The 12399-nt window shown below is 47.3% G+C and carries 9 protein-coding genes and 1 other annotated feature; of the genes, 7 read left to right on the top strand and 2 right to left on the bottom strand.

Translation table 11 applies throughout. The features are described from left to right. Positions 1-15: 15 nt before the first annotated feature. Positions 16-308, top strand: a binding site (T-box leader). A 165-nt stretch (positions 309-473) separates the two neighbouring features. The 5 genes from aspS to H8730_RS10350 all read left to right on the top strand — a co-directional run bounded on the left by aspS (position 474) and on the right by H8730_RS10350 (position 8435). After that, positions 474-2549 carry an aspartate--tRNA ligase gene (aspS, locus tag H8730_RS10370; protein ID WP_177716973.1) on the top strand — a complete coding sequence of 692 codons (2076 nt, stop codon included), beginning with the start codon at positions 474-476 and terminating at the stop codon, positions 2547-2549. A gap of 13 nt (positions 2550-2562) precedes the next feature. After that, positions 2563-4041, top strand: a complete 1479-nt coding sequence (gene gatA / locus H8730_RS10365; protein ID WP_249289799.1) for an Asp-tRNA(Asn)/Glu-tRNA(Gln) amidotransferase subunit GatA — start codon at positions 2563-2565, stop codon at positions 4039-4041. Then, positions 4025-5452 carry an Asp-tRNA(Asn)/Glu-tRNA(Gln) amidotransferase subunit GatB gene (gene gatB / locus H8730_RS10360; RefSeq protein WP_249289798.1) on the top strand — a complete coding sequence of 476 codons (1428 nt, stop codon included), beginning with the start codon at positions 4025-4027 and terminating at the stop codon, positions 5450-5452. The genes gatA and gatB overlap by 17 nt, the downstream gene beginning before the upstream one ends. Positions 5453-5645: 193 nt before the next feature. Then, a complete protein-coding gene (locus H8730_RS10355; RefSeq protein ID WP_177716967.1) occupies positions 5646-7808 on the top strand; it encodes an alpha-galactosidase in 2163 nt (720 codons plus the stop codon). Positions 7809-7862: 54 nt separating this feature from the next. Then, a complete protein-coding gene (locus H8730_RS10350; protein ID WP_177716965.1) occupies positions 7863-8435 on the top strand; it encodes an HdeD family acid-resistance protein in 573 nt (190 codons plus the stop codon). Positions 8436-8677: 242 nt separating this feature from the next. Here H8730_RS10350 and H8730_RS10345 read toward each other — a convergent pair whose 3' ends face one another. Together H8730_RS10345 and H8730_RS10340 are read right to left on the bottom strand one after the other, a co-directional pair. After that, complete coding sequence (locus tag H8730_RS10345; RefSeq protein WP_177716963.1) at positions 8678-9682, bottom strand: DUF4932 domain-containing protein; 1005 nt, start codon at positions 9680-9682, stop codon at positions 8678-8680. Between the two features lie 115 nt (positions 9683-9797). Continuing rightward, complete coding sequence (locus H8730_RS10340; RefSeq protein ID WP_177716961.1) at positions 9798-10559, bottom strand: helix-turn-helix domain-containing protein; 762 nt, start codon at positions 10557-10559, stop codon at positions 9798-9800. A 136-nt stretch (positions 10560-10695) separates the two neighbouring features. On the opposite strand from H8730_RS10340, the gene H8730_RS10335 reads away from it, so the two are divergent. Continuing rightward, the gene (locus H8730_RS10335) at positions 10696-11460 is read left to right on the top strand and encodes an SDR family NAD(P)-dependent oxidoreductase (protein WP_177716959.1); all 765 of its coding nucleotides are present in this window, start codon (positions 10696-10698) and stop codon (positions 11458-11460) included. Then, positions 11460-12218, top strand: coding sequence for a type I 3-dehydroquinate dehydratase (locus tag H8730_RS10330; protein ID WP_177716957.1), 759 nt, complete (start codon positions 11460-11462; stop codon positions 12216-12218). The genes H8730_RS10335 and H8730_RS10330 overlap by 1 nt, the downstream gene beginning before the upstream one ends. Positions 12219-12399: the final 181 nt, after the last annotated feature.

Below are 12399 nucleotides of genomic sequence, written 5' to 3'. Positions count from 1 at the left end.
CTACAATAAATTTATTCAAAGACATGGAAGGGAAGAGTAGGCCAGATAGCATGTCACAGAGAGCCGGCGCAGGTGGGAGTCCGGTACGGAGGATCTGGAGGAAGAACATCCCGGAGTCACTGACCCAACGCAGAGCAAGTTCTGTTATGATGAATTTCAAAATGAGATGTACAGCTCATTTGTAGGCTCAGTCGTGAGCGGCGCGTTACAGCCGATAGACATAGGACAATGGCGTCTGGGTGTTGAAGGAGGGGATCCGTTTCGGGTCCAATTGGGTGGTACCGCGGAAGTAGCCTTTCGCCCCATAGTGGGGACGAAGGGCTTTTTTTATTCTAGAAAAAATTCCGCCGTGAGGCGGACATTCAGAATCCCCATTATACTGCATCCGCGTAAGGCGATGGCGCCCGGCGCGGGTCAAAGGATATGCATTACAGATTCGAGAGCCAAAATTTCGCAAGGCAGGAGGAATGACAATGAAACGAACACAGTATCTGGGAGCGCTTCGCGAAGAGGCAGTCGGTCACCAGGAGACTGTCATGGGTTGGGTGGAAAATAAGCGGGATATGGGCGGCGTCATCTTTGTCGATATGCGGGACCGGGAAGGCACGCTGCAGGTGGTGTTCGACGCCGGATATTTAAAGGGCGAGGACTTTCAGACGGCGCAGCGCCTGCGCCTTGAATCCGTCATCGCAGTGACAGGGGTGATCCGGCATCGCGATGAGACCACATTCAATCCTCGTTTGGCCACAGGGACCATCGAGCTGGCGGCCAGGCAGTTGGAAGTTTTGTCACAGGCGGCGCCCCTTCCCTTTGCTCTGGACGAGGGCGAGAATGTGCGGGAGGAGCTGCGGTTGACCTACCGCTTTTTGGATTTGCGGCGGCCAAGAATGCTAGCCAATTTGCGGTTTCGGCACGCGGTGCAGAAGGCGGCGCAAGATTTTTTGGACCAAGCGGGATTCATTGAAGTTGAGACGCCCATGCTCACCAAGAGCACGCCGGAGGGCGCCCGCGATTATTTAGTTCCGAGCCGAGTTCATCCCGGCACCTTTTATGCACTTCCACAGTCCCCCCAAATTTTTAAGCAGCTCTTGATGGTGGGAGGCGTTGACAAATACTATCAGATCGCCCGCTGCTTCCGGGATGAAGATCTCCGAGCGGACCGGCAGCCGGAGTTTACACAGGTGGATATGGAGATGTCCTTTGTGGACCAGGAAGACATCCTCTGTCATCTGGAAACCATGTTTCAGTACATCTTCTACCAGGTCATGGGAAAACGAATCGAGGAGCCATTCAAGCGAATCACCTGGACGGAGGCCATGGACCGGTATGGCAGCGATAAGCCGGATCTCCGGTTTGATCTGCCCATCGTGGACCTCACGGACCTATGCGCTGGCTGCGGATTCTCCGTATTTCGTAAAGCGGTGGAGGCCGGCGGCGTTGTCAGAGCCATTAACGCGAAACAGTGCGGTGATTTTACCCGGAGCGCCATTGAAGAGCTGACGCAGAAGGCCATGGGGCTGGGAGCCAAGGGCATGGCGTGGATTGCGGTCAAGGACAACGGGGAACTCTACTCCATTCTGACGAAATATTTCACCCAGGCGGAAATGCAGGAACTGCTCACCCGAATGGAGGCGGAGCCAGGGGATTTTATTCTGTTTGCCGCGGATTCTCTCGCCAATGTGCGCAGTATCCTGGGAGGGCTGCGATTGGAGCTCGGCGATATGCTGGACCTGCGGCCCCGAGACGAATTCTGCTTTCTATTCGTCACCGATTTTCCTCAATTTGAGTATTCCGAGGAGGAGAAGCGGTATGTGGCCATGCATCATCCCTTTACCATGCCATACCCTGAGGATCTCCCCTTACTGAAGACGGATCCGGCCAAGGTTCGGGCACAGGCCTATGATGTGGTGCTCAACGGAGTCGAGCTGGGAAGCGGTAGCATCCGTATCCACCGGCAGGATATTCAGCAGGCCATGTTTGAGGCATTGGGATTTTCCCATGAGGAAATTCAGGACCGGTTTGGATTCATGGTCAATGCATTTCAGTATGGAACGCCGCCCCACGGAGGTTTCGCCTTTGGGTTGGACCGACTGGTGATGCTTCTGCTGGGAGAGCGGTCTCTGCGGGAGGTCATTGCTTTTCCCAAGATCAAGGATGCGTCCTGCCCCATGACACAGGCGCCTTCGCCCGTGGATGCAAGTCAGCTGGAGGTTCTGCATCTCGGAGCGGAAGCCAGGACGGAGAAAACAAAGCGCGCCGAGAACCAGGCTGCGAAAATAGATGTTGACCACGTAGCGGATCTGGCGAAGCTGCATTTGACGCAGGAGGAGAAGGAGACCATGGCCCAGGAGATGGAGGACATGGTCGCCTTCGCCAACCAGTTGGCGGCCATCGATACAGACGGCGTGGCCCAGTCGGCAACGGCGATGAAACTCGATTCCGTATTTCGTCCGGATATACCTGGCGAGCCATTGGAGAGGGATGCGCTTTTAGCCAACGCGAAGACCATCGGCGGCGGATATATTATCGTCCCCCGCGTTGTAGAATAGGAGGGAAGCAGCCATGACAGATGGATTCAGTGCGACGGTGGATCAGCTGATCCAATTACAGGGAGCAAACGAAATATCGGCAAAGGAGACAGTTCAGATCTATCTGGACCGCATCCAGCAGGTAGATCCCGAGATCGGCGCCTATATCACCATTACGGAAGAAACGGCTTTGCAGCAGGCGGAGGCGGTTGACGCACTCCGCGCGCAGGGCGAGACATTGCCCTTGCTGGCGGGCATCCCCGCAGCGATAAAAGACAATATCTGCACAAAAGGAGTCAAGACAACCTGTGCGTCAAAGATGCTGGCGTCATTTGTCCCGCCCTATGATGCTTTTGTTATGGAGCAGCTGACGGATCAGCGGGTTGTTATGCTGGGAAAAGCCAATATGGACGAATTTGCCATGGGCTCCACCACGGAGAATTCGTACTTTCATCCCACAAAAAATCCTCGGAATCCCCAGCGCGTCCCAGGCGGAAGTTCTGGCGGTTCTGCGGCGGCGGTGGCGGCTGGCGAGGCGGCGTTTGCCCTGGGCTCTGACACGGGGGGTTCCATACGCCAGCCCGCCGCCTTCTGTGGCATTGTCGGGATGAAGCCCACCTATGGTCTCGTATCCCGATATGGCCTTGTGGCCTTTGCCTCATCCTTGGATCAGATCGGTCCATTGACAAGAACCGTGCGGGATAGCGCTCTGATTTTAAACGCCATTGCGGGGCATGACTGCCGGGATGCCACGAGTCTGGCCCACCCAGCGGAGGACTACACCCGAGACTTAGAAAAGGGAGTCCAGGGTATGCGGATTGCCATTCCCCGGGAGTATTTTGGCGAGGGCTTATCCGCTGCTGTCAAAGACAGAATCCTAAAGACAGCGGCCCTCTACGAGAAGCTCGGCGCTGAACTGGTGGATGTATCCATGGAGTCCATGAAGAGCGCCCTTGCGGCTTACTATGTGATCTCCAGCGCGGAAGCTTCCTCCAATCTGGCCAGATTCGATGGCATCCGGTATGGATACCGGGCGGCGGAGTACGCGGATATTGACGAATTATACAAGAAGACCCGGAGCGAAGGGTTTGGGCGGGAGGTCAAACGGCGCATTATGCTGGGATCCTTCGCCCTAAGTTCTGGTTATTACGACGCGTATTACAAAAAAGCCTTGCAGGTGCGGACGCTGATCATGAACGATTTCAAGCGCGTCTTTGACCGGTGCGACGTCATCCTGTCACCTGTGGCGCCGACAACGGCCTATGGCCTGGGAGAAAAATGCAGTGATCCGCTGGAAATGTATATGGGCGATATCTATACAGTACCCGTGAATATTGCCGGAATACCCGCCATATCCATGCCCTGCGGCGTGGATGCGGATGGCATGCCCATCGGGGTTCAGCTTATGGGACCGACCCTCTCGGAAGCAGCGCTGTACAGGGCCGCCTATGCGCTGGAACAAGAGATGAACGGGACAGAAAGTGGAGGTGTCAAAAATGCGGCAAGACTATGAGATGGTCATTGGTTTGGAAGTTCATGTGGAACTGAAGACCGCGACGAAGATATTTTGCAGTTGTCCCACAACCTTTGGGGCAGAGCCCAATACCCAGTGCTGTCCTGTTTGTATGGGGATGCCGGGAACTTTGCCCGTGCTCAATGAACAGGTGGTGGAGTATGCCATGAAAGCGGGTTTGGCCCTGAACTGTACCATAGCATCCTATTCCAAGCAGGACCGGAAAAATTATTTCTATCCGGATCTGCCCAAGGCGTATCAGATTTCACAGTATGATTTACCTCTCTGTGAGCACGGATATTTGGATGTGGAGGCGGAGGAGGGAACCCGGCGCGTGGGCATTACGCGAATTCATATTGAGGAGGACGCCGGCAAGCTGATTCATGATGAACAGAAGGGGACCCTTCTGGACTGCAATCGGTGCGGGGTTCCCCTGATTGAGATCGTCTCAGAGCCGGATATCCGGTCGTCCCAGGAGGCCAAGGCGTATGTGCAGAAATTGCGGTCGATTTTGCTCTACACGGGAGTTTCCGACTGTAAGATGAATGAAGGGTCTCTCCGCTGTGACGTAAATCTATCGGTGCGGAAAAAAGGGGTGAAAGAGCTGGGAACGAGGACGGAGATGAAAAATCTGAATTCATTCCAATTCATCCAAAAGGCTATTGAGTACGAATTTGGCCGGCAAGTGGAGCTGTTGGAAAAGGGGGAGGCCATCGTGCAGGAGACCCGGCGGTTTGATCAGGCTTCGGGGAAGACATATTCCATGCGATCCAAAGAGGATGCCCAGGACTACCGCTATTTTCCGGACCCGGACCTTGTGCCCATCCGCGTTTTGCCATCGCGGCTGCAAGCTATCCAGGCCAGTATCCCGATTTTGCCGGACCAGAGGAAAAAGGAATACGTGCAGCGGTATGCAATTAGCGCCCATGATGCGGAACTCCTGGCGGCTGACCGCGCCACGGCAGATTATTTCGAGATGGCAGTGGGAAAAACGCAGTATCCTAAGCTTTTGGCGAATCTGATTTTGTCTGAGATTGCGCGGCACACGGATAAGGAGGCGATCCGAATTCCCATCAATCCGGGGCATATGGCTATGGCCGCCCAGCTTTTTGGCAGTGGCAGAATCAACAGCGGCACCGCCAAACGGCTTGTGCAGATGATGTGGGAGGACGACCGCGATCCGGAGACTCTCGTTGTGGAGGAAGGGCTGGAGCAGATTCAGGACCCCGCTATCCTCTCCGCAGCGGCACAGGAGGTCATAGCGGAAAACGAAAAGATCGTGAGAGACTATGTCGGCGGCAAGAAAGCTGCTTTCCAGGCGCTGGTAGGTCAGACAATGAAGAAGACAAAGGGCAAGGGAGATCCAGCTCAAATTCAAGAGATATTGCGAGGACTTCTGGATACGAAATAAAGCGCCGGACCGTGGCCGCGCTTCCATAAAATCCCCATCCCAGTGTTCCATGCTGGTGTGGGGATTTTGCTTTCAGCTTTTGGAAGCAATCCAAAAGATAAAAACTAGATTCTCGTTGTCCATTTCATTGGAGTATGGTATACTTGATAGGGCCTGGAACAATAAAGTTTGGTAGAAAAGGAGACGTGTGCTCATGATTACTGTAAGCGGAACACAATTCCACATCCGAGGAAAAAATACAAGCTATGTCATGTCAATCTATCAAAACCGCTATTTAGTCCACCTATATTGGGGCGAACGGCTGGAACACGACATGGATCTCACCCATTTGCCGGACGAATATGGGGTAAACCGGGCGTCAGCCTTTCACGTCCCGCTGCCCGGCGAAAACAAAGTCTTTCTCACGGACCAGAAATTTGAGTTCAGCGTTTTTGGCGGCGGGGATTATCGAGTTCCCACTTGCCATATCCGGCATGAGGATGCCTCAACCGTTACGGAATTGGAGTACGTGGGCTATGAAGTTCTGGAGGGGAAGCCTGGACTGGAGGGCCTTCCACATATTTATGCGGAGGAGCCGGGGGAAGCGGAAACCCTACAGCTTACCTTCTATGACAGGCTGGCTAAGGTGCGTGTCATCCTATCCTATACAATCTTCGAAGACTATGACGTTCTGACGCGCAGCGTCCGATATAGCAATGAGGGCAAGGGGGCGATCCATCTTCTCTCCGCCCAGTCTTGCTGCGTGGATTTCAGCGGGAACCGCTACAAGCTGCTTCACCTGCACGGCGACTGGCTGAGAGAGACGAATATAGAATTTGTGCCCGTGACCCATGGAATCTATACGGTGGACAGCAAGCGGGGCATGAGCAGCCATATGAACAATCCCTTTGTAGCGCTGATGGACCAAAACGCGGATGAATCCACCGGCAGCGTGTATGGCTTTGCCCTGATTTACAGCGGCAACTTTAGCGCTGAAATAGAGGGGCATTCCAACGGCTCCACGCGGGTGACCATGGGAATCAACGCCTTTAATTTTGACTGGACCCTAAATAGCGGCGACGTCTTTCAAACTCCGGAGGTGGCCATGGTGTACTCTCCGGCCGGCCTCAATGGCATGAGCGGTACGTATCATGCAATATTCCGGGAAAGGCTGATGCGAGGCCAATACCGAAAAGCGGTCCGTCCGATTGTAGCCAACAATTGGGAGGCGACGGAGATGAAATTTGACGAGGACAAGCTGTTGGCGATCGCCCAAAAGGCCTCGGAACTGGAGTGCGAGCTTTTTGTAATCGACGACGGCTGGTTTGGAGAGCGAAATTCGGACAACTCCTCGCTGGGAGACTGGACCGTCAATGAGAAAAAACTTCCCTCCGGTCTGAAAGGAATCGCCGAAAAAATAAATGGCATGGGGATGAAGTTGGGGTTGTGGTTTGAGCCGGAGATGGTTTCGCCGGACAGCGATCTTTACCGCCGGCACCCGGATTGGTGTCTCCACTGTGAGGGGCGAGGCCGAACAGAGAATCGGAATCAGCTGGTGCTGGATCTCTCCCGCGCGGAGGTGCGCCAATACTTGGTTGAAAGCGTCAGTCGGGTGCTGGGTTCGGCCAATATCGAGTATGTCAAGTGGGACTGCAATCGCAATATCACGGAAACGCAGACGCAGATGCAATACCATCAATATGTCTTGGGGCTGTATGAGGTTCTGGAGCGCCTCACATCCCAATTCCCCCATGTGCTTTTTGAGGGATGCAGCGGAGGGGGAGGTCGGTTCGACGCGGGGATGCTCTACTACATGCCGCAGACCTGGACCAGCGACAATACCACGGTGCGCGGCCGGTATAGGATTCAATATGGTACATCCGTTGTATACCCGGCTTGCTCCATGGCGGCCCACATTGCCAAAATCAATCCCGACGCAGAGCCGGAGGATCCGTATCTGAATTCCAGTGCCCTTGTCTCCATGTCAGGTGTCTTCGGATTTGAATTTGACTTGAGCCGAATCAACGATTCGGTGAAAGAGCAGGCATTGCGGTATGTCCGGCTGTATAAACAGCTGCGGGAAACGGTTCTGTTTGGCGCCATGTTCCGCTTAGAAAGCCCATTTGAGGGGGACCTCCTAGCGTGGATGTTTGTGGACGATTCCAGAGCGATTCTATTTCATTTTCAGACAGAGAGTAAGAACAACGGGGAAGAGTGGAAGCTCAGGCTGAAAGGGCTGGATCAAGACGCCTGCTATGAATACCACGGACGGCGCTATTACGGCGAGGAGTTAATGAAATCCGGCCTCAAAATTCCACTGGGGGCCTATGAAAATCATGCTGGCATCATGATTTTCCAAAGAGTGCAGCAGGTCTAGCCTTGGGCGGCTGCTCAAGCTTCTGTTGATTTGACAAGGGAGGAATGATGGGAAATGAATATGAGGTTGAACATCCTATGTGTATCCGTCAGCTATTTGGTCATTGGAATCATTCTACTGTTATTTCCCAATGTGTCGCTGATGGATCTTTGCTATGCCTTGGGAATTGTGCTGCTCATGGCTGGTATCATCAACATTGCAGTGTATTTTATTCGCGGACAGTACGTAGAGCCGGAACGGTACGGATTTTCGGCTGGGGTGACTTGTGTGCTCATTGGGCTCTTCGCCGTGTTGAACAATCAGGAGTTCACCCGAATCTTTTTCCAAATTTTAGCTTTTTGTATGATCTTGGACAGTATTGTGAAGCTCCAATACTCCATGGATCTCTTGCGGATGAAAAGCAAAAAATGGTGGATCGTACTTCTGATTTCCCTGATGACGGCGGGATTGGCCCTGGCGATTTTGGTCTATCCATTCAAAACGGATAGGGGCCATGACCGATATGCCTACTGTATTTTGATCGTGGACGGAATTGTCAATTTGGCAACCATGCTCTATATGGCCCATTGGAATAAACGATTTCGGGCTATGCAGGTTCAGGCCAAAGAAGAGGGTCACGAGCCTTGACAGGCTTATTTTAGAGGCTGAGAAGAGGGATCGGCGCAACAAAAACAAGGGGCTGGGAAAAAGCCCCGGCTTAATAAGGATGTATAGTTGAGTTGTAACGGAAGGCATATTTTCGGATATGCCTTCCGTTTACTGTATCATTCCGATATAGTTCATATAAAAGTCGATGTCTCTTGTATCCCGTTTTCACAAAGGGAAATATCCCTCCAAAGAGTAGCACCGTTTTTTTAAATACAAAACATTTATTCGGCAGAGGTAATATAATTAGAAAAAACATTTAATAGTATAGGATAATAATGTTCAAAATTAGCATACAAATTACGATTGCTGTCATAATATTTATATCTTTCAAGAATTTGAGGAATGTACCTATACCCACAATATAAATCGTTATTCAATAACTGATCTGCCAATTCAGTATATTGACATTTTCTGAGTATATATATAGTCATTGCTCTAACTAAATGTTCATTAACACATTCTTCCCAACCTTCATAACCTGACAGATAATTAGGTAATTTATATTTAGCTAATATTTCATAAGTTCCTTGATATTTTTGCACAATGTCATGGTATTTTTCTGTTAATGGATTTATAAAAGAATGTGAATACTCATGAAGTAAAATAGCAGGTGAAAGGCTGAAATCATCAGAAGAAAAAACGGAAAATATATCTGCTTTTTTAGTTACACTATTTTGAAAACAAATGCCAAAATTCCCTTTCATAAGAGATGAAATAACATAGTTATACGAATTCTGCTGTTTTCCGAATTCATTTTCTAATATTGATACAAACGGATTTGATCGGACTGTTTGATTTGCTTTCCTTATATAAGCGTCATAGAAGTACAATTTACTTTCGTAAAATCTAAAATAATTACTTTCTTTAACAAAATCCTTTAATAATTCTAATAGTTCATTAATTTTTATAATACCACCACTATATTCAATGCATAGTGGTGATAAGGGGAATCGAATAGAAAGCTCTCTGCTATCTAATGATAAAGCTATTTCCACAGGCCGTGAAAAAGTAAAACCATGGGGTATCATATTTTCTATAACTTCATAAATTTTATGATTTTTATAATTTTGAAAAAAAGATTTTATTGAGTCGGTATATTCATTTTCTGTATCTGTCATAAGCCCATATCCAATGTAAGGCTTAGTTAACTCATTATATCTACTTGTTAAGAGAATACTATTCATTAATTCCAGGCAAGGATTAATTTGGACTTTAATTTCTTTCATTTTCTTATTTCACCTCTTGGCATCCGATTTATTTGTAGATAACTGCTTATTTTATCGAAACAAAATCAAATCTTTGTTTCAAACTTCAAAATACAAGTCTAAAATATTTGATAACCTATATTTGGAAAATCTTTCCAGCTTTGGCGTATTCAGTGGGGGTCATTCCGGTTTTATCCTTAAATACTCTGCAAAAATGATACAAACTTGAAAAACCGCACTCCTCGGAAATGGAGGTAATAGTGTGTGTTCCGTTGGTTAGCAGTGATTTAGCCTTTTGGATTCGCATATCTATAATAAATTGTCTTGGAGTAGTTCCATAGTATGCTGAAAACAATTTTCTTAAATAGACTTCACTGATTCCAAGCTTTTTTGCTAAAAATATATTAGTGATTTCAGGATTTGAAATATTTTTTTCTAAATAATTAATTACAGGATATAGAGGATTTTGAGTATGTGATTGTTCAAGATTCAGGCGTTCTAACATGTGATAAAACAAGCTGAATATTTGAAGATATTTATCTTCGCGCAAGAAATAATCTGAAAGCTTATTGAAATCGTTTATATGCTGCGTAGAATCGTCTAACGGAATAACAATAAAAGAATCGCAAGAAAAATTTTGCGCTTTGAAATTTATAAGCGGAAACAGACCCTCTTTATCCCCGTGAAGTGAGTATGTTGCACCCATCGGTAAAATAACAGCATTATTTTTATTGGATACAATTTTCTTGCCGTTGAACATATAAGTAATTTGTCCGCCAAGACAGAATGACAATCCGTAAAAAGGGCGCTGCTCGGTATGCTCTGTTCTTCCTTTTTTTGAAAAAACCGTAAAAGGTTTTTGAATTTCGGCAACGATTATATTTTTAAATAAATTCATTCATATCACCGTACAAATCATACCACTTTTATCAATAATTTTCAAGTTTTATAGCTGCAAAGTATCAAAAAAGTTAAAAATGTATTATTTTCGCTATTTACACTCAGTGTATAATAGAACCAAAGGAGGAATAAGTATGAATTTTGAAGGTAAGGTAACAATATCAACAGGAGCCGCATCAGGTATGGGTCTTCTTTTTGCGCAAAGCTTTGCTTCTCTTGGCGGAAATGCTGTCTTGTGTGATGTTAATGAGAATGTTTTAAAAGAAAAGGTCTGTGAGATTAATGCAAAAGGAAAAGGTAAGGCTATTGGCGTTGTTTGCGATGTAAGAGATTATAATCAAGTTTGCATAGCTAGAGATAAAGCTGTAGAGGCATTCGGCACTATTGATGTTATGGTAAACTTTGCAGGCGGTACTGCGGTGCGTATACAAAATGTTGACAGAGAAAAATACCCTGAATTCCCCGATGTGCCGATTGATGTTTATGATTGGGGAATTGATGTAAATCTCAAAGGTCCTTTTTATTTTTCACATGCTGTTTTAAAGCAAATGAGAGAGCAAAAAAGCGGTCTTATTATTAATATCGGCTCTATTACAGGTGCAGAAGGTGACGGATACGGAATTGATTATCCCACCTCAAAAGCAGGACTTATGTACGGGCTTACAAAATCTATCGCTCAGTATGGTTCTAAGTACGGAATACGCTGTGTATGTGTGTCACCCGGTCCGGTTCTGACAAGAGCTGCTATGGCAAATATGAAAACCCTGTTAGGCAGAGCTGCCGAACCTCAGGAAATAGTTGATTTGTGTCTTTTCTTAGCATCCGATAAAGGTCAGTTTATAAACGGAGAAAACATTATGATAGACGGCGGCAGAAATGCTATGAATAGGTGTTGGTAATGAAAAAAACTTTTTTAAATCATAGTAATCCTATGCTCACAGTTATGCTTCAATGTAAAACACCCGAAACAGCGATTGGCAGAATAAGAAATGCAAACTGTCTTGGTGCTGATGCATACGGATTGCAGGTTGAAACTTTAATGCCTGAATTTCAAAATCCCGATACATATAAAAAAATATTTACAGAAATGCAAGGCAGACCTTGCTATGTCACAAATTACAGATACGCTTTTAATCAAAATCTTACTGATGATGAGTTAGCAGACGGAATCATATCCCTTGCTGAAAACGGAGCAACTCTTTGTGATGTTATGGGTGATTTGTTTTGCAAACACCCTGAAGAACTCACCGACAATGATGAAGCCATACAAAAGCAAATGCAGCTTATTGAAAGGCTGCATAGTTTGGATGCAGAAGTGCTTATGTCATCGCATCTTTACAAATTTGCTCCTGCGGAAAAAGTTCTTGAAATAGCATTTGAACAAAAGCGTAGGGGCGCGGATATTATTAAAATCGTAACCGCTGCAAACACTATGGAGCAACAAATTGAAAACCTGCGTATTACAAATCTTTTAAAACAGGAACTCGGAGCGCCGTTTTTATTTTTGTCGGGCGGAGTAAGTTCTTTGCATAGGAGACTTGGAATAAAACTTGGTTGCTCAATGGCTCTTTGTGTTTATGAGCATGATGCTCTCTCGACAGCTTCTCAACCGCTTTTAAGTATTATGAAAATCGTAAGAGACAGTATTGATTTTTAAATCAGGTATCGTGTCTTATGATGAAATGTGATATGTTAAAAAAATCATTATCTTTATATTGCTTAAAATACGCAGAATCGGTATTGCCTGAAAATATGGCTTATTTTGGTGGTTCGAAAGAAAAAGTAATTCCCATTTCCTTTGCAGTTTATCTGCCGACGAAATAACCAATGTTATAATT

The organism is Bianquea renquensis, assembly GCF_014384895.1.
Lineage (GTDB): Bacteria > Bacillota > Clostridia > Lachnospirales > Bianqueaceae > Bianquea > Bianquea renquensis.
The sequence above is the reverse complement of the archived record's forward strand: the minus strand, read 5'-3'. Positions and strand labels throughout refer to the sequence as shown.

Coding starts and splice junctions, on each gene's coding strand:
- H8730_RS10345 (WP_177716963.1), bottom strand. CDS start 9,682: ATGAAAGAAATTAAAGTCCAAATTAATCCTTGCCTGGAATTAATGAAT.
- H8730_RS10355 (WP_177716967.1), top strand. CDS start 5,646: ATGATTACTGTAAGCGGAACACAATTCCACATCCGAGGAAAAAATACA.
- H8730_RS10335 (WP_177716959.1), top strand. CDS start 10,696: ATGAATTTTGAAGGTAAGGTAACAATATCAACAGGAGCCGCATCAGGT.
- H8730_RS10350 (WP_177716965.1), top strand. CDS start 7,863: ATGAATATGAGGTTGAACATCCTATGTGTATCCGTCAGCTATTTGGTC.
- H8730_RS10340 (WP_177716961.1), bottom strand. CDS start 10,559: ATGAATTTATTTAAAAATATAATCGTTGCCGAAATTCAAAAACCTTTT.
- H8730_RS10330 (WP_177716957.1), top strand. CDS start 11,460: ATGAAAAAAACTTTTTTAAATCATAGTAATCCTATGCTCACAGTTATG.
- gatA (WP_249289799.1), top strand. CDS start 2,563: ATGACAGATGGATTCAGTGCGACGGTGGATCAGCTGATCCAATTACAG.
- gatB (WP_249289798.1), top strand. CDS start 4,025: ATGCGGCAAGACTATGAGATGGTCATTGGTTTGGAAGTTCATGTGGAA.
- aspS (WP_177716973.1), top strand. CDS start 474: ATGAAACGAACACAGTATCTGGGAGCGCTTCGCGAAGAGGCAGTCGGT.